At 64.5% G+C, this 18,284-nt stretch carries 8 protein-coding genes, 1 tRNA gene and 3 pseudogenes; 11 read left to right on the forward strand and 1 reads right to left on the reverse strand.

Annotated features, from left to right (window positions below):
- Window positions 1-40 precede the first annotated feature (40 nt).
- From HPY44_17090 to HPY44_17140, 11 genes and pseudogenes are all read left to right on the forward strand, one after another.
- A complete protein-coding gene (locus tag HPY44_17090) occupies window positions 41-709 on the forward strand; it encodes a flavodoxin family protein (GenBank protein ID NSW57729.1) in 669 nt (222 codons plus the stop codon).
- A 637-nt stretch (window positions 710-1,346) separates the two neighbouring features.
- Complete coding sequence (locus HPY44_17095) at window positions 1,347-2,321, forward strand: hypothetical protein (GenBank protein NSW57730.1); 975 nt, start codon at window positions 1,347-1,349, stop codon at window positions 2,319-2,321.
- A 965-nt stretch (window positions 2,322-3,286) separates the two neighbouring features.
- The gene (locus tag HPY44_17100) at window positions 3,287-4,480 is read left to right on the forward strand and encodes a hypothetical protein (protein NSW57731.1); all 1,194 of its coding nucleotides are present in this window, start codon (window positions 3,287-3,289) and stop codon (window positions 4,478-4,480) included.
- Between the two features lie 126 nt (window positions 4,481-4,606).
- Window positions 4,607-6,583 carry a DNA primase gene (locus tag HPY44_17105; GenBank protein NSW57732.1) on the forward strand — a complete coding sequence of 659 codons (1,977 nt, stop codon included), beginning with the start codon at window positions 4,607-4,609 and terminating at the stop codon, window positions 6,581-6,583.
- A 138-nt stretch (window positions 6,584-6,721) separates the two neighbouring features.
- Window positions 6,722-6,967 (forward strand): annotated as a pseudogene (locus HPY44_17110) (RNA polymerase sigma factor RpoD).
- 33 nt (window positions 6,968-7,000) lie between these two features.
- A pseudogene (locus tag HPY44_17115) lies at window positions 7,001-7,090 on the forward strand (hypothetical protein).
- Window positions 7,091-7,426: 336 nt separating this feature from the next.
- Window positions 7,427-7,915: pseudogene (locus tag HPY44_17120) on the forward strand (Ig-like domain-containing protein).
- A 1,321-nt stretch (window positions 7,916-9,236) separates the two neighbouring features.
- Window positions 9,237-9,312: transfer RNA gene (locus tag HPY44_17125), tRNA-Ile, on the forward strand.
- A 128-nt stretch (window positions 9,313-9,440) separates the two neighbouring features.
- The gene (locus HPY44_17130) at window positions 9,441-13,403 is read left to right on the forward strand and encodes a PQQ-binding-like beta-propeller repeat protein (GenBank protein ID NSW57733.1); all 3,963 of its coding nucleotides are present in this window, start codon (window positions 9,441-9,443) and stop codon (window positions 13,401-13,403) included.
- Complete coding sequence (locus HPY44_17135) at window positions 13,403-14,278, forward strand: tetratricopeptide repeat protein (GenBank protein ID NSW57734.1); 876 nt, start codon at window positions 13,403-13,405, stop codon at window positions 14,276-14,278. The genes HPY44_17130 and HPY44_17135 overlap by 1 nt, the downstream gene beginning before the upstream one ends.
- A complete protein-coding gene (locus HPY44_17140) occupies window positions 14,275-15,453 on the forward strand; it encodes a pyridoxal phosphate-dependent aminotransferase (protein ID NSW57735.1) in 1,179 nt (392 codons plus the stop codon). The genes HPY44_17135 and HPY44_17140 overlap by 4 nt, the downstream gene beginning before the upstream one ends.
- Window positions 15,454-15,532: 79 nt before the next feature.
- On the opposite strand, the gene HPY44_17145 is transcribed toward HPY44_17140, so the two are convergent.
- The gene (locus HPY44_17145) at window positions 15,533-18,226 is read right to left on the reverse strand and encodes an alpha-mannosidase (protein NSW57736.1); all 2,694 of its coding nucleotides are present in this window, start codon (window positions 18,224-18,226) and stop codon (window positions 15,533-15,535) included.
- Between the last annotated feature and the right edge of the window lie 58 nt (window positions 18,227-18,284).

The following is an 18,284-nucleotide window of genomic DNA, read 5'->3' on the forward strand; positions in this document are numbered from 1 at the left end:
TGTGTAGTCTTGCGCTTGCTGAGCGCCGACGGTACCATTGATGGGCCGTGCAGGAATCCGAACTGTGACCCTGGAACCGAGTTCACCGTCACCATCAGAGGGCTCTGACCCCAGGACCTTTCCCGAAGGAAGGACCTTTCACTTGAGCGACATCCTCGGCATCATCGGCAGTCCACGCATCGGCGGCAACACGGACGTCCTTGTTTCCGAAGTCCTCAAGTCCGCCGCTGAATCCGGCGTCTCCGGCCAGGCTGTGCACCTTGCCGACTTGAATATCCGGGAATGCATCGGCTGCCACGCCTGCTGGAAGGACGGCGTCTGCCTCCAGGACGACGACATGTGCGACCTGTACCGGCGCATCATCGAAGCCAAAGCACTGGTGCTGGGCTCTCCCGTCTACTGGTACGGCCCGACCGCGCTCCTCAAGGCCTTCATCGACCGCCTCGTCTACTTCAACTGCCCCGAAAGCCGCAAGCTCATCGCCGGCAAGCCGGCAGCCATCGTCTCTCCCTTCGAGGAAGAAGACCCGGGCGTCGCCGATCTGCTCTTCGCCATGGTGGAGCGATCCCTGGGCTACCTGCAAATGCCCGTCGCGGGGTGCCTCGGCGTGCCCGGCGTCACCAGGCGCGGCGAGGTGGCACAGGTGGACTGGGCGATGCAGGCTGCTTGCGATCTTGGCCGTAAGCTGGCAGAGCTCGTGACGACATGAGACACAACGGCAGGCCGCTGGAGCGTTGAAAAGTTGGCACATTCTGACGGGTGCGTTTCAGCCTTGCCGGCATTCGCTTGTCATCTGAGCGCAGGTCCGGGCGTGTCTGAACACACCGACACCACACGCTCTCCCTGTTTGCCATGATTACCTCGGACAACGATGCGCAGCCGCCGACACGCAGTCCGTGGTCAAGTGCGTTACGGGGCGTTCGCCCGCAATTGCTATGGGGCAGGGCCCCGACGCCTTGGGCTCGCTACGCCGTGAGCTTGCGATACGCCCTGTGCTCACAACAGCCTGTCAGCTGTGTGCCTTGCCTAACAGTAGTCCGCGGCGCCTCCGGCAATTGCAGTGCGGCCGGCTAATCTTGATCCTGCATGGTCAATGTCACCTGGGTTTCCGTGAATGCCATCTCCGCAGAAGCATTACACTGAGAGAATCGCAGACCTGCCGCAGGCACACGTTGCGGACGGTTGCGGGATTGTGCTATACTCCGCACCGGGTAACCATGGGTTCGGGCGACAGGCGTCGCCGGGGTTCCGGATTGGCCGGAACGGCGGCGGGTCTTGGTGAATGCCCGCGACCCTTCCCTACCCGTGTTTCTAAGCCGCCTGTTGCCGAAAGGGGCTCTCTTGCCATGCGTGCGAAGCGGCTGTGGTTCCCGGCCCTCGTCGCCGTGCTCGTCGCCACACTCACCTGCACGGTCGCCCTGGCCAACGAAATCCAGTTGGCCGGCGTGCGACTGGGCCAGCACGCGCACAATGTCATGCAGGTCTACGGCCAGCCTGACTGCGTGATCCTCGGCTCCACCGGCCCAGGCTCTGTGGGTCTCGGCGCCGCTGCTGCCGGTGGCGGTGCAGCCAGTGGTCAGGCGGGCGGAACGACGGCTGATGTGCTCAATCCGGCAATCCAGCAGGGGGCCGAAGTGGGCGCGGCGGCTGGTGCCGCCGCCGGCTCGGAGATGGGCTTTGCCGCCGCGCTCGAAGCGGGGCGGATCGGCGACATTGGTCGAATGACCCAGGCCGGGGCAGACATGGGAGCCCAGATCGGCGCGCAGGCCGGGGCGACCGTCGCCGCCGCACGGGCCACCGGTGCCTTGGGCGGCACGCGCGGTTCCCGGCGCTTCGCCGATGACTTCGATTTGCAGACCTGGGCAGAGCCAGTCCACACCCAGATGACCACGAAGGAACAGATGTGGTGTTACTGGCGCAAAGGCGTCGCTCTCGCATTCGTGCTTGACCGAGACGGCTACGTGGTGAAGATCGCGGTGTCCGGCAAGAAGGCCGACTGGATCCGAACCGCAATGGGCGAGCCGAAGCGGACCATCAAGCTCGGAGACGATTTTCAGAAAGTTGTGGAGCGCTACGGGTATCCGGAGAGCGTGAACAACCTCAGCGGCGACGGGTTCTCCCGTGACGTGCGTCTCCACTTCGGATATGCCAATAACATCACCTTCACTCTGCGAGAGATGAAGGTTGTCGGAATCGAGATATGGGAGACGGACCTGCGCGGGACAGCGCCAGTTCGGCTGCCTGCGTCGGGAATCGGCGCGAATCCCACCCGTTCGGGCCTGCCCGCAACCGCGACAGCACCCGAGGGTTTCCGGGACTAGCACCGCGAGGCGCGGCCGTCGTCAGACGCCCCCGTCTGGACGTTGGCCTTCAGGCCCCAGAGGGGCCGTCCGCCTGTAGCCGGGGGCGGAAGCCCCTGGAACAGCGGCCCGACCGATAGGATGACCCCCCGTCAGGGGGCGGCGGAAGCCGGGCAAGGGCGAACCGCGGTCAGGCAGGATTGCCTGACCCACCAACGGCAACGTCGACGACGCGGCGGGGTACAAGCCCCCGCCCTACAGACGGCAACGGTATTCGAGCAGGGGCGGCGGAACTTGGCGTTGGCCTTCAGGCCCCGGAGGGGCCGTCCGCCTGTAGCCAGGGGCGGAAGCCCCTGGAACAGCGGCCCGACCGATAGGATGACCCCCCGTCAGGGGGCGGCGGAAAACGGGCAAGGGCGAACCGCGGTCAGGCAGGATTGCCTGACCCACCAACGGCAACGTCGACGACGCGGCGGGGTACAAGCCCCCGCCCTACAGACGGCAACGACAAACGGCGCGGCGGGGTGCAAGCCTTCGCCCCACAGACGACAACGGCATTCAGGCACGGCCGGAGAAAGGTGACGTTGGCCTTCAGGCCCCGGAGGGGCCGTTCGCCTATAGCCAGGGGCGGAAGCCCCTGGAACAGCGGCCCGACCGGTAGCAGGAGCCCCCGAAGGGGGCGGCAGAAGGCAGACCACGGCGAACCGCGGTCAGGCAGGATTGCCTGACCCACCAACGGCAACGTCGACGACGCGGCGGGGTACAAGCCCCCGCCCTACAGACGGCAACGGTATTCGAGCAGGGGCGGCGGAACTTGGCGTTGGCCTTCAGGCCCCGGAGGGGCCGTCCGCCTGTAGCCAGGGGCGGAAGCCCCTGGAACAGCGGCGCTTTCGAAACTGTTTCTGGCTGTCTTCGTGCTCTGTCTGCCGCACCGGACACACCACCGACCGGCGACAGCATCCGGTCCAGCAAGGGGCGGTAGCCCAATGGCCACATTCCGACTGCAGATTCCGGGTTGGAGCCTGGCCCTCGTGGTCCTTTGCATCACGGTGGGGGCCACCTGCGCATCCGCCGCGGAAGTCCAGCTCGCGGGGATTCGGCTCGGCCAGCATGCGCTGCACCTGATCCAGGTCTACGGACAGCCCGGCGGGATCGTCAAGGGCGGCGGAGCGACCGCGCCAGTAGCTTCAACCGGCGGCGGGGCGCCCGGAGGCGAAGCTGGCGGTATGCCCGGCGGTATGCCTGGCATGGCAGGTGCTCCCGGCGGCCAGAGCATGGCCCAGATGGCCGATGAGGGCAACACGGCCGGCATGATGATGGGGGCAATGGGAGGGATGCTCGCCGGGCTCATGGGTGGCGGTGGCGCGCAGCCCCGCCAGGAAGCCACCGCGCAGGCTCCCGCGGGCGGCGGCTCGGCGCCCGGCCCCAATGGCGGTTCCGTGGGTGGCGCGCCTCCCGGCCCGAACCCCTTCTTCCAGAGTAACTGTCCGGACTGGGCCGCGCCTGTCTGGATCTCCATGCAGCCGGAGGAGACTCTCTGGGTCTACCGCAAGGGCGCGGTTGTCATGGGCTTCGTGCTGGATCGCGACGGCTACATCATCGCCATCGCCGTGGCCGGACGCAAGTGCGACTGGGCACGCACTGCCATGGGCGACCCGAAACGTTCGATCAAGCTGGGCGACGACATGCGCACGGTGATCAACCGTTACGGCTACCCGGACCAGAGCGGCAGCCCGATGGGCACTAATATCTGGACCTCGGTTGACCGCGCCTTCCTGGGGCAGAATGCCGGCCCCACGGTGAGCGGAATCAGCAATGCCAGCCGTGATCTGATCATGCACTATGGCGAGGGAAACAACGTAGAGTTCCTGCTGGATGACATGAAGGTCGTCCGCATTCACATCTGGGAACCCGAGGCGCGTCCGCCTGCCGCACGGCTCACCACTGCTGCTCCGGCGGCCGGCGCGGGTGGCATGGGCGGCGCGATGGGCGGGATGCCCGGTGGTGGGTTCGCGGACGGCGGCGGATGGGCGTCTTCGGGCGGCATGGGACGCGGGAATCGGGCGCTCGGACCTGTTAACACCGGCGGGGAAGTCTACGTTCAAAGCCACACACGTCATCTTCCCGGTGGCGGCACAACGACCGTTCGCTCACATACCAGGAGTCGACCTTCACGATAGTACTCTCGTGGCACTGGCCTGCGGCACTGGACGCTCCCCGGTCGGGGGGCGTCCACGATTTTTCCCCGGCTCTCAGACCAACATCAGCGGGAAGGAAACCGGGTATCACCGTCGAAGGATACGGTGATGCCACGAGGCTCCGTGCGCCTGCTCACTGGCGATGCGGGAGCCACCCCGAACGCACCCGCGGACTGTCACACAATGGATAACGATTCAATAAAAGAGGAAATCAGACGCCGCGTCCGCATCGAGGATATCGTCTCCGAACACGTCCCTCTCCAGCGGGCCGGTCGGAGGCTCAAGGCCTGCTGCCCGTTTCACCAGGAGAAGACCCCGTCGTTCTACGTGAACCCGGACCTGGGGCTCTATAAGTGTTTCGGATGCGGCGTCGGCGGCGACCTGTTCGATTTCGTGATGCGCATCGAGCACATCACCTTCCCGGAAGCCGCCGAGCGCTTGGCCGAACGCGCGGGTCTTCAGTGGCAGTCCTCCCCCGGCGATGAGGCCCGGGCGAAGCGCAGCCAGCTTGCGCGCCGGGCAAACCAGATCGCGGCGGAATTCTTCGAGCAGATGCTGCATTCACGCGAAGGCAAGGTCGGCCTGGAATACTTGTTGGGACGCGGGTTTTCGGAAGCAATCATCCGCCATTTCCGGCTCGGCTATGCTCCGGATGCCTGGGACGGGCTCCTGCGCCACCTTCGCCAGAAGGGCATCGACCCTGTGGTCGCCGCGGAAGCTGGCCTTGCGAAAGAGGGCCCGGGCGGCGGCCACTATGATGTGTTCCGCAACCGCATCATGTTCCCGATCATCGATTCCGGGAATCGCATCATCGGCTTTGGTGGGCGCGCGCTGGCTGCCGATGATCCGGCCAAGTACCTGAACACGCCGGACACGCCGCTGTTCAAGAAAGGTCGGAATGTCTACGCGCTGAACCTTGCGGGAACCGCGATTAGCCGGACGAGACAGGCGATCGTGGTGGAGGGGTACACAGACGTAATCGCCCTGCACCAGGCAGGGATCGAGAACGTGGTGGCGTGCCTGGGCACCGCGCTGACCCAGGATCATCTCAACCTGCTGAGCCGGTACGCCGAGGAGATCATCCTGGCCTACGATGCCGATGCGGCGGGCATGAACGCGGCAGCGCGCAACATTCCGATGCTGGAACGTTGCCCGGCCCAGGTGAGCATCGTCCTTCTGCCATCCGGCCTGGACCCGGACGAGTGTGTGCGCGAACGGGGTCCGCAGGCGTTCCTGGATGTGCTCAAGGACCGCCGGGCTCCGGTCGAGTACGAAATAGACCTGCTGTTCGCGCAGTACCGCGACCGCGGTCCCGAAGGGGTCGCGATGGCTGCCCGACAGGTGGTGGATGTGCTCCTGCGTGTTCCTGACCGCGCGAGGCAGGACGAGTATCTCGCACGGGCAGCCGACCACTGGGGCCAGGGCAATCCGGGGCGCACCGAGGCGATGCAGGGGTCGCTCAAACTGGAATTGCGCCGGCGCGCCGCGGAGCGTGGAGGAACAGGCCCACGAAACCGGACAGAGTCACCGAGAGACAGGGCCTACCAGGTGGAGGCAGTCTCCCGGCTCGCAGCCAAAGTGCCGGACTGGGTGCTTGTTGCGGAGCGCCAGCTACTGCGGGCGGCCCTCACCGACGAGCGTCTCGCGCGTGATGTGTTCGCAGCTGTGGATGCGGATCGATTCTCGGAGGGAACCCACCAGATGATCGCCCGCGCAGTGGCCGCGCAGATCAAATCCGGACAGCCGTGGGCGCCGGCCGAGGTCATTGAACAGTTGCAGGGTGATGAACAGGTCTACGAGACTGCGTTGCACTTCGCGATGGATGAACTGTCAGAGGAGGAGCAGGAGGTAATACCTACAGACATCGCGAACTTACGGACTTACCACGAGAGTGGTCGGCACCGCGGCTACTATGAAGTGCCCGTGGACGACGAGCTGCCGCCTCCAGCGCCGGTGGATGATTTCGAGGAACTGCGCCGCAGGGTGATCGCAAAGATCAACGCCGGAGAGGATTCTCCGGACGATCCGGACATTGTCCTTTACCAGCAGTGGATGGCTCGCATGCGCGGCGCAGGCACCAGATAGTCCATGCGCCCCATGCCCGCGCAGCCCGTGAAGCCGATTGGGAGGATATGCGCGGGCCTGGTCCGTCAGAGCGAATGTTCTTGCAGGCGATGGCGGACCGTTCTACAGGTGTTGTCAGACGAAGGGAGCTGAAGTAACTTGGCAGAGGGGAAGAACCCGGACAACCAGGAGATCCCGGAGATCCAGGGGTTGCTCCGTAAGGGCCGCCGCAACGGCTTCGTCACCTATACCGAGATCCAGGATAGTCTGTCGGAGCTCGAGGACCTCGACACCGATGACATCGAAGAGATCTACCGTGTCTTCCTGGATGCAGGTATTCGTATCGTGGACGAAGATGAGGAGGAGGAGGACGTAGAGGAGATTGGCGAGGATGAGCTGGACGAACTTGAAGATGTACCCATTGACGACTCGGTCCGCATGTACCTGCGGGATATCGGCCGCGTTCCCCTGCTCACCGCGCAACAGGAAGTCGCGCTGGCTCGGCGCATCCAGAAGGGTGACGGGGAGGTGTCTTTCGACCCGGTCCGCAATGCCCTGGTTTTCACACCCAACGAGCGCCTGGAGCCGAATACAGTCTACACAGTGACGGTCAAGGGCGGCGAAAGTGGCGTCTATGATCTTCTCGGAAGGCCGCTGGAGCAGGATTTCGTCTGGTCGTATCGTGTGGCCGGAGCCGAGGCTGCACTCCAGGTAATCTCCACGAACCCCAGCGACGGGGCGACTGATGTGGAAGCCGAGGCCCGGATCTATGTGCACCTGAACGATGCCGTTGACCCGTCCACGCTGGTTCCTGAGAACGTGCGTCTGGCGGACGACAAAGGCCGCGCCGTGTCCGGTCAGGTCATGCCGGGAGCGCGCCCGTGGTCGCTGGTGTTCGTGCCCGATGAACCCCTGGTTCATCGCAACCGGTTCACTTTGACGATCGTCGGAGGCGCGCGAGGCTTGCGTGGCGAGCGCGGCCGAATGTTGCCTGAAGATCACGTGGTGCATTTCGAGACAGTGGCCCGGAAGGCGGCACCACGGGCGATATCCTCCGATCCGCCCCACGGAGCTCAAGACATTCCGGCGGGCACCCGCATCAGCGCCGACATGGACCGCCGACTTGATCCAAAGACCGTGAACACCAATACGGTGTCGGTCGTGGACGCAATCGGCAACCGCGTCAACGGTATCGTGCACTATGACGACGAACTGCGCCGCATTACCTTCGTGCCGGCGGCGCCTCTCGAAGCCAACATGCGGTACACGTTCACCGTGGCATCGGGCAAGAAGGGCGTCGTCGGGGTGACTGGTTACGCTCTGCAGGAAGACTATAGCATCGACTTCGATACATGCTCGGAGCACGCACCGCTAAAGGTCATTGCCTGCAAGCCCGCCCAGGGCGCCCGCGGCGTCTCGCACAGGCCGGCCATCGAGGCGCGGTTCAATCAGCAGATAGACCCGGGAAGCATCGACCCGAGCTCGATGAAGGTCAAGGATGAGGAAGCCGTGAAGGCTCTGGCGGAGGCCAACCTGCGGTTGGTTGTCAGCATCGCCCGGAAGTACACCGGCCGGTCCTCCATGAGCTTCCTGGACCTGATCCAGGAAGGCAATATGGGCCTGATGCGCGCGGTGGAGAAGTTCGATTACCGCAAGGGCTATAAGTTCAGCACGTACGCGACATGGTGGATTCGCCAGGCAATCACACGCGCCATTGCCGACCAGGGCAGGATCATCCGCATCCCGGTGCACATGGTGGAGACAATCAACCGCCTTGTGAAGACCTCGCGACAGCTTCTCCAGCAATTGGGGCGAGAGCCGACCCTGGAGGAAGTGGCGGCAGAGATGGACATGCCCCTGGAGCGCGTCAGCGAAATCCGGCGGATCGCTCCGGAGCCGCTGTCTCTAGAGGCGCCCGTCGGCGAAGAGGAGAACAGCCACCTGGGCGATTTCGTGCCGGATGACGAAATCTACACCCCGGTGGACGCCGCATCTAACCTCGTCCTGCGTGAGCAGCTCGAGAAAGTGCTGGAGCAGCTGAGTGAGCGCGAGCGCGAGGTGCTCAAGCTCCGCTTTGGCCTGGAAGATGGGTATTCGCGGACCCTCGAAGAGGTTGGCCACATCTTCGAGGTTACCCGGGAACGCATCCGTCAGATCGAGGCGAAGGCGCTGAAGAAGCTGCGACACCCTGGCCGCAACCGCCGGCTGCGCGACTATATTGAGTGATTGTGCCTGCTCCCGCGTCCCCCCTGCGCACCCAGGAGCATCGGTCTTGTGGAATGCGTGCCGGCCTCGTGTCAGGCCAGTGTCCGGTGCCCGCGGTGTTGGCGCCGAGCCGTGTGCTGTCGGCCTTCGGGTGGAGCCGTCCGCCTGTGGCGCCGAGAATGGGCCGCAATCCCCGTGGGGCGGCCGTAACCGGTGCGCGGGGCAGGGCCTGTCGCCCTCCTTTCGTGGGCTCAAGGTCCACCGCGGGGCGGCAATCGGGGGGCTTTCCGGCCCCACCTGCAGGTTGTCGCCCGTCCCGCGGGCTGCGGGAGAAGGGTTCAGAGCAAAGGGCAGGCTGAATGCGAGTTCGGCCCCAGCCGGCACGCATCTCAAGAAACCGATGCTCCTGCCCTTGCACCCCTTGCGTGGGTCGCGCGCGGCTGGGTATACTTATGGTCCAGGTACAGGTGGGCCCGTAGCTCAGCGGTTAGAGCAGTCGGCTCATAACCGATTGGTCGCTGGTTCGAATCCGGCCGGGCCCACCAGAACGACGACATGCCCAGCCACTCCACGTCGTGTCGTGCACCGATTTCCGGGGAGTGGCTTGTTTGTTACGCAGTGCCACTTGGCCCGATGCCATACGGCCCGGGCGTGGGTGTGGTGAACGTCTTCCATGATCCCCATTATCGCCGAGCACCTCAAGGCGCACCGGCACCAACTGCGGAAGCATGCGCTGTTCATCGGGTCCACGGTGCCCATCCCCCCCGACGACGTGCCCATCGACCGAGCAATCGAGCGCGCGGCGTTGAATTGGGCCGGCGACCGGGTGGCAGGCTACGAGGAAGACGAACGGGCACGCGAGGCTGTGCGGCTGTTCGCCGAAGGTGTGCCCGAACATGAGGTACGCTGCAAGCTGCTGGAGGAAGTGCTGGGGGCTGAAGCCAGGCCTGCGGAAGGTCACGTTCGCCTGGCGCGCCTCGTCAAGGACGGGTACTACTCGTCGATCTTTCTGTCCGAACCCGATGACATGTTGGAGCGCGCTCTGCGGGCGCAACACATGGAACCCGGCAAGGACTACCACCTCCTCGTGGCAGGACTGGACGACCCCAAGGACATCCGCATCGCCCTGGAGGAATCGACCCGCATCTCCATCGTCAAGTGCGGGGGCGATCTCCATCAGCGGTTCCTGCCCGTCTCCACCGAGGAAATCACTGAGGTTGCGAGAAGCCTGGAGACGATCCTGGGTGACGTTTTCAAGCTCTTCAGCGTCTTCGTCGCCATGTCGGACCGGGACACGCCTTTCCTTGAGCGTATCCCCCGGGAGGGCGGTAAGGTTTTCTGGATCAACCGCATGATCCCCATGGCCGATGCCGAGCTCTACGATGAGCTGCGCATCGAGAACCCCGCAAGCGCCGACTACCACCGCTACCAGCCCCATGTCATGTCGCTGCTGGAAGCCCGCCACTCGTCCCGGCATCTCCTTTGCCGCGAGCCCGGGTCCTTCAATGACTTCTTCGCCAAGCTCCACGGGCGCCTTGTCCGGCACCGCCGGCGGGAGCGTGGTGGACGCCGGGACATGACTGTCCTGCGTGGGGGCCCTTTCCGCTTCCTGGACCATTTCAACGCCGAGGACGAAGACTTCTACTTCGGACGCGAGGCCGACGTCAGTGCTGTGGTGGAGAAGATCCGCAGCAAGCCCCTGACGGTACTGTTCGGCACCAGTGGCGTCGGAAAGACCTCGCTGTTGCGCGCCGGCGTGTTCAACGCCCTGCGAAAGGAGACGGAGGAAGCGGACGCGGAGGAATCGCGCCCGTGGCTGGTCGTCTATGCCCGGGTTGGTGACGACCCTCGCGTCAGCATCCAGCAGGCCATCATCGCGGCCGTGGAGGAGGCAGGGTTCGACACCCGACAGCTGGCTGCCGCCGAGAACTGCTCGGCTCTCATATCAAAGGTGGTGGAGCGGACCGGGCGTAGGGTTGTGATCCTTCTCGACCAGTTTGCGGAGTACTTTGTCAAGTTGGGCGCCCGGGTTCGCCGGCGATCCGTCATCGCGCTGAAGGAAGCCCTGGAACACTGTTCCGAAGACTTCCGCCTGCTCATCGCCATCCGCGAGGATTACCTCGGGGAGCTGTTCGAGCTTGAGAAAGACTTCCCCGAGATTATGCACAACATGCACCGCCTGCGCCGTCTCACGCGCGAGCAGGCGGAGGATGCGATCATCAAGCCCGCGCAGAACTTTGAGATGCAGGTGGAACGCTCCCTGGTCCACCGTATCGTCAATGACCTGTACCGCGACGGTGTTGAGCCGTACCAGTTGCAGATCGTCCTGCACAGCCTGTACGAAAGCCTCTCCCCGGGTGGCCGCGTGATCACGGAGCGCACTTACGAGCGGGTGGGCGGTGCGCGCGAGGTGCTGGAACAGTATCTGCAGAGGGCGCTGGCCAAGCTGCCCAGCAACGAAAAGCGCACCGCGACCAAAGTGCTCGTGTTTCTGGCATCCGGGTCTGAACTCAAGGCATCGCAGACGGTTGACCGGATCGTCGACGAGGTGAACGTTGACCGGGAGCTGGTTGAGCGCGCCCTGGCGCACCTCGTGGACCTCGGCCTTCTGCGACCGGTGGGGCGCGGACGCGAGCGGGAATATGAGCTCGTGCACGAGATCCTCGCGGACCGCATCGAAAAGGATCTGGCCGGGGCACAAGTGCTCCTGCGCGACATTCAGGACCTGCTCACCCGGGAGCTCAATAGCTACGAGCAGTTCGGGTTGCTCACAGGGCCCGAGGAGTTGCGGCTAATCGGCACCGTGCGCGATGATCTGGTGATCGGCCCCGACGAGCTTCGGCTCATCATCCGCAGTGCACTCACACGCGAGGTGGACGCTGACTACTGGTTCAAACGTCTCTGGGAACTGCGCGACGGCAAGAGCGAGTTCATCGCGCGGCTCATGCGTGATGAAGAGCCCAAGGTGCGGCGCTACGTGTACCAGCATCTGTCGGATCATCTCGAGGCCAGGCTGATCCGCCACCTGGTACACGGGCTGGACGACGAACTGCCGGAAGTGCGCGAACTCGCCACCACCTACCTGCGCCAACTAGACCGCCACCTGCTGTCCATGCTCGCGAACGCCGACTACCGGGTGCGAGCACTGGCCGCCCGCGCCGCGGCGGCAATTGGGGATCGGCGCTTCGTGAAGCCATTGACTGAGGCCTTCATGGACGATGCCCCAGAGTTGCGCGATGAGATCACATCGGCGTTGCTGGAGATCGACGACCCACGCACTGTGGACAGCCTGCTGAAGACAGCGGTCTCCGGGCAAGGCGCGTCCTGGTCTGTCGCCTTTGCGCTGGGACGGTTGTCCGTGGGCGAGGATGAACTGGCCGAACTGCGCAAAGCATGGTCAACGCACCGCAAGCCTCACCTGCTGTACGCTCTCACCGTCGCGCTTATCCAGCGTCGGCATTTCCAGGAGGCCGAGGAGGCCCTGGAGCAGGCTGCGGCGCTGCATCTTGAAGACCGTGGAGCGACAGCCTTCGCCGAGGTCCGCGCCAGCCTGGAGGAAGAGCGCGCCAAGGCCAGCGCAGGTGAGGACGTCTGGCCCATGTTCGGGCGCAATGCCGCGCACCGGGCGATGACCCCCCAGCAGGTCTCTCCCCCTCTCGAAGTGGCCTGGCAATTCCAGACCGAAGACCAAGTCGTTGCCTCACCCGTGGTTCGCGATCACCTGGCTTACGTGGGGTCGCGCGACAAGAAGCTCTACGCCATCGACACCGGCAAGGGTTCGGCGCGCTGGAGCTTCCTCGCCGGCGACCGCCTCGAGGGAGCTGCCGCAGTCACTGAGGACCTCGTCTGCGTGGGAGCCCTCAGCGGCTCGGTCTACGGCGTGGACGTGACGTCCGGCCAGCTCCGGTGGAAGGCATCGCTCGGCTCATCCATCCGCGCCAGTTGCGCCGTCGAAGGTGACAGCCTGTTCATCGGGACGCGCTCGGGCAAACTGTTCCGCCTGGATCTTGAGCATGGCAACGTTGCCTGGGAGCAGCAACTCCCCGGGGAAATATCGGCCAGTACGGCGGTCTCAGACGGAATCGCGGTGGTCGGCTGTTGGGACGGCGCCCTGCACGCCCACGACGCCGCAAGCGGAGCGCCTTTGTGGGTGCATCGGACCCAGGGCCCGATCTCGGCAGCCCCTTCTATCGCTGACGGCGTGGCCTACTGCGGGTCCGACGACAACTCCCTGTATGCGCTGAACCTGGCTGACGGCAACCTGCTGTGGAAACGTGCGCTTCCCGGCCACATCCGCTCCGCCGCCGCGGTCGGCAACGAACTGGTAATCTTCGGATGCGTGGACGGTCGCTGCTACGCGCTGTCCCGGGAGACCGGCGAAATTGTCTGGGCCACGCCCACGGAAGAGGAAATCCTCGCATCCCCGGCGATTTCCGGCGACGTCGTGTACATCGGTTCCCGCGACGGCGCCTTGTACGCGCTGGACCGGCCGTCAGGTGAGGTGCTCTGGCGGCACAAGACATCCTACGGCATCTACTCCTCGCCGGCGGTTGCCGAACAGACTGTGTTCATCGGCCTGGGATACTACGGCATTGCCGCCCTGCGGCCTGAGACACGCACCGGGAGGCCCCACTGATGCGCCGCCGCGTCCCGGCGATCATCGCTCTTGCGGTCCTTGGAGCCCTGATTGCCGGCCTTTATTTCGCTGCCGGGTCCTGGAGCGGGCTGGATCGCCTTCGCACCGACTACCTTGGGCACTACTACCTGAACAGAGCCTTCACCATAGCCAACAGCGAGCCGCTGGACCGCCGGGCGGCACTCGAGTACCTCAGACGATCGCGCGAACTGGCTCCCAACAGCCCCATGCTTCCGGCGGCCGCACCGCAGATCCTGATGTCCATCGGGCAGTGGCAACTAGCCGCGCAAGAACTCGCCCGACAACCTGCCGCGGACCCGTACATGCTGGGCACATGCCTGATCAAGATCGGCCAGACAGCCAAAGGCGCCGCCCTGCTGAAAGCCGCCCTGCAGACCGCTGAAGATCTCCGCCGGCGGCGCCTCATCAGTGAAGAGCAGTTCGCTATGCAACTGAACAATGTGGGCTATGTCCTGGCGGATGCAGGCGTGGATCTGCCGGAGGCCCGGGCAATGCTGGAAATTGCCGCCACAACTCTACCCCTGGACCCCAATGTCATTGACAGCCTGGGCTGGGTCCACTATCGTCTTGGGAATTTCCGCGAGGCCGTGTTCTACCTGGAGCGTGCGATGCGCCAGCATTCAGGCATGGGGCGCGCGGAAGTGTACTATCATCTGGGAGCTGCTTACGCCCGGACAGGCCGGATGGCCCAGGCAAACCGGTTTCTCAGAAGCGCCCTCCGGCTGGACCCCGGGCATCCCGAGGCCCGAGCCGAGATGGAGCGTCTCCGCTGGCTCTTACCACCAGCAAATACCGCCGGCGCCACGCCGCGCCGAAACGATCCCGGGAGGTCCAAATGGAGCAATCTCACATGATCTCGCAGTTCGCCAGGTCCGTCGAGGCATCACCCACCATGGCCATGAACGCCCTGGCCAAGGAGATCGCGGCCGAGGGCAAAGATGTGCTGTCCTTCGCCGTCGGGGAGCCGGACTTCCCCACACCGGCGCACATCTGCGAGGCAGCCAAGCGGGCTATCGACGCCGGGGACACCAAGTACACCCTGGCCTCCGGCACGGTTGCTCTGCGCAAGGCCATCTGCGACGCCACTGAGCGCGACCTGGGGCTGTCCTATTCGCCCGCTCAGGTGGTAGTGGGCAACGGCGGCAAACACGCACTGATGAACGTCTGGCGCACCTTGCTGGACCCGGGAGACGAGGTCATCATATTCGCTCCCTACTGGGTCAGCTATGTGCCCCAAGTGGAGATGGCCGGGGGCACTCCAGTGGTCATTGAAACCTACGGCGACGATGACTTCCAGCCTGATCTCGACCGAGTCCGGGCCGCGGTCACACCCCGCACCAAAGCCATTCTCGTCAACAGCCCTTCAAACCCCTCTGGCGGCGTGCTGACACGTGAGAGCATGGAAGGCATTGCCGAGGTGGCCTGCGCAAATGACCTGATCGTCATCTCCGACGAGATCTACAAGCACATCCTCTTCGACGGACGCAGCCACGTGAGCCCGGCCCAGCTCGATGGGATGAAGGACCGCACGATCCTCGTTGACGGTGTAGCGAAGACCTACGCCATGACCGGTTGGCGCATTGGATGGCTCATCGCGCCCGAGCAGTTCGCGAAGAAGGCCGGCGACATCCAGAGCCAGGAGACCTCCAATCCCTGCTCCATATCGCAGGCTGCCACAGTGGAAGCGCTCAACGGTCCGCAGGATTCCGTAGCCGTCATGCGCGCGGCTTTCGAGGAGCGGCGTGACTACATCGTCCCCGCCCTCAACGCAATCCCGGGAATCAAGTGCCCCAATCCCGGTGGTGCGTTCTACGTCTTCCCCGAGATCACCGGCCTCTTTGGACGCACTGTGAAGGGCGAGGTCATCAACAACTCCAACGACTTCTGCATGGCCCTCTTGCGCCACGGCCTGGTCAGCACGGTGCCGGGCAGCGCGTCGGGTCTCGAAGGGTACTTCCGCATCAGTTTCGCCTGCAGCATGGAGCAGATCAAGGAAGGCATCGAGCGCATCGGCGATCTGCTTGCATGACAAGCCATCCTTGAAAGTCACGAAGCCCACGGTCGGCGTTCCGGCCGTGGGCTTCGCTTTGTCTCACACCGGGTGTGCGTCAAATCTCGGGTTCCGGCACCAGTTCCAGGGTCACGATCTTCCGTGCCGGGACTTCGAAAGATATCCGCTTGCCCGAGCAAGCCAACTCGATCTGTCGCGTCTCTGCAAGATTAGTGAGGAAGGCCTGCCGAATTGGCACCAGCGCCTCAAGAGCCCCTTCTGTGGGCCGGTCGAAGGGGTTGTAAAGCCTGACGATAACTCCCTCGCCGGCCTCCGCAAGCTTGATCGAGGACAGCGCCAGCCAGCTGGGCTCCACCGAAACCAGGCGCGCGGTGGCCGGGAGTTTACGGCTCCAGCGTTCGGGGTGCGGGTGCTTGAAATGACGCACCTGCGTAGCCCATGCGGGGTTGGCATACTCCCACGCAGTGCGCGCCGCTTGGCAGTTCTCCGGGTCCATAATCTGCCCCGCGTGGGGAATGACCGCATACTCAGCGTGGTTGGTCCCGGTGCATTGGGCGTTGGGGGTAGGGAACTTGCCCCAGTCGCCGATTTCCCCCACGCACCTGAGAAGGGTGATGGCGATGGTGTTGCTCCCGTCGCGCAGCACCTCGTAGGACGGCAGTCCCCGGTTTGCGATGCACAGGCCTTTCTCCCCGTCCGTGATGTCCACGAAGGCCTGCTGAGGCTGGGGGTTGGAGGGATTCTGCCACACCCGCGACGGCTGGATGGACCGGCGCACAATGTCGAACTGGCTGTCCGCGTAACACCACTGGGTCTCGATGCCTGTGGGGAAGAGCGCACGCAGGCGGTGGTCCTGCGCGTGGTTCTCAATTCCGACTGTCACCTGGAGGCTGCGCGCCCCGTGGGGAAGTGCGAGGTGCATGGTCACCAGCACCGGAGCGCCCATCTCGTCGCGTTCGTGTCGGTCCGATGACCGCGGGACCGTGAGAATGCCGCAGACTCGGGCGCGGCATCCCAGGCCGTCCTCCCAGAGCGTGGGAGCGTCGAACTCTGCGCCGTCGATGTCGGTGGGTACCAGAAGCCGCATGGAATAAGGGTCGTCAGTGCGGATTACTGTATCCTTGGCGGGGGCCCTGTAAATATACTCGTCGCCGCAATCGCCGCCGTCCTCGTAGACATTCAAGCCCGCGAAGCTCACCCCCGATTCCTTCTCGGTGATATCCAGGATCCCGTTCTCGCGAAGCTCGACGCGCAGGTACTCGTTCTCAAGCACGTTCCCGATCACCGGTCCGGGATCGGTAGCAGGTTCGGGAAGAGGACGCACATAGAAACTCTTGTACCCCACGCCGGGGATATCAGGCACGAGTACCTGACAGGCCATCCGGGTGCAGTCGTAGGGAGTGCGGAAGCGGTCGTCGGGCAGCTTGTAGCCCCAGCTGGGTTCCTTCTGTGAAGCCTTCGCCGCCAGTGGCGTCCCGTTCTCATCCACAACCGCGATCCTCCCGCAGGGCTGATCGGCGGGGAACTCCACGTCGACTGTGACGATTTCAGTACGCGCGCCGCTTGTGGGGTTGAACACCAGCACTCTGGCCGCGTCATCGGGCGCCTTCGAGTCGTCAACCGCATCGCCGATGGCCTGCGCGGCAACATCACGAAGCGCGCAACCGACCTGCTCCACGCGGTCGAAGCGCACGTCCATTTCGCTGTGCACCTCGTCGCAACTGCACCCGCAGATCGAGTCATGCGGGTGGTTTTTCATGAGCGTTGCCCAAGCGTACCAAAGCTCGTCCGAGGGATACCGCTGCCCCAGCACGGCCGCGAATGCCGAAAGGGGCTCGGACCAGCGCTCGAGAAGCTGCTGGCATCGCCAGTTGGCCTGCTTCTGGTACAGGCGCGCGCTGAGAGTGTCCGCGAGTGTGCCCCAGCCATTGGTGTACTCGCTCCGCAGTTCCCCTTCGGCAGCCTGAAGATCGCCAACCGCGGTACGCAGGACTTTGAGATAACCCGCCAGGCTGGTGTGCACGATTTCATCGTCAAGGAGCTCGCGAACCGCTTCGATCACCCGGCCCACATCGCGGCGGGTCGGCGTGTGGTCGCACCCGTTCATCAACAGGAGCTCGGGCGTAGTGGCCACCGCCTGCGCAGCATCGCGAGCACGTTCCAGGAAAGCCGCCGCCTCGTGTGGGTCGGCCGGGATATCCATGGCGTTGGAGTACCAATTGGCCAGGAACACGCCCAGCACTTCGGAGCCGTCCGGCGAGCGCCAGATCAGTTCCGACTTGTAGCCCACCTCGCCCGGCTCCGCGTCGGGGTCCGCGGCTTTCGCAGCGTCGTACCGGTTCACGCCGCGTCCGAAGACCGCATTGTCAATACCGAAACCCCGGAGCAACTGGGGCATCTGGGAGAAGTGCCCGAAAGTGTCCGGCAGGTAGCCCACCATCAGCGGCTCGCCGAACTCGCGGGCAAGCTTGAGCCCGTACATCATGTTCCGCACATTGGCCTCGGCGCTGGTGAGGGCCTCATCCTGGAGCACATACCAGGGCCCCAGCGACAGCTTTCCGGCTTGCGCAGCCGCCCGAAGTTCAGCCTGCCGGTGGGGCCGAACTTCCAGGTAGTCTTCGAAAGGAATCATCTGACCGTCCGTGTGGAAATGCCGGTAGTCCGGCTCGGTCTCGAAGATTTCCAGGAGCAGGTCCATGAGCGCGAGCAAACGCAGCCGGTGGTGCTCGAAAGGCATGTACCACTCGCGGTCCCAGTGGGTGTGCGAGACCACGTGGAGTGTGTTGGGCATGTCGTTCCTCTCCGCGAGCATGTATCCGTCGCGCCCCCCATTCGCGCCGGCCGTTTCA

Source organism: Armatimonadota bacterium (assembly GCA_013314775.1).
Taxonomy (GTDB): domain Bacteria; phylum Armatimonadota; class Zipacnadia; order Zipacnadales; family JABUFB01; genus JABUFB01.

What these genes read in the sequence shown, in the direction of transcription:
- HPY44_17140 (NSW57735.1), top strand. Translation starts at nt 14,275, where the DNA reads ATGATCTCGCAGTTCGCCAGGTCCGTCGAGGCATCACCCACCATGGCC.
- HPY44_17095 (NSW57730.1), top strand. Translation starts at nt 1,347, where the DNA reads ATGCGTGCGAAGCGGCTGTGGTTCCCGGCCCTCGTCGCCGTGCTCGTC.
- HPY44_17090 (NSW57729.1), top strand. Translation starts at nt 41, where the DNA reads ATGGGCCGTGCAGGAATCCGAACTGTGACCCTGGAACCGAGTTCACCG.
- HPY44_17130 (NSW57733.1), top strand. Translation starts at nt 9,441, where the DNA reads ATGATCCCCATTATCGCCGAGCACCTCAAGGCGCACCGGCACCAACTG.
- HPY44_17135 (NSW57734.1), top strand. Translation starts at nt 13,403, where the DNA reads ATGCGCCGCCGCGTCCCGGCGATCATCGCTCTTGCGGTCCTTGGAGCC.
- HPY44_17105 (NSW57732.1), top strand. Translation starts at nt 4,607, where the DNA reads ATGCCACGAGGCTCCGTGCGCCTGCTCACTGGCGATGCGGGAGCCACC.
- HPY44_17145 (NSW57736.1), bottom strand. Translation starts at nt 18,226, where the DNA reads ATGCCCAACACACTCCACGTGGTCTCGCACACCCACTGGGACCGCGAG.
- HPY44_17100 (NSW57731.1), top strand. Translation starts at nt 3,287, where the DNA reads ATGGCCACATTCCGACTGCAGATTCCGGGTTGGAGCCTGGCCCTCGTG.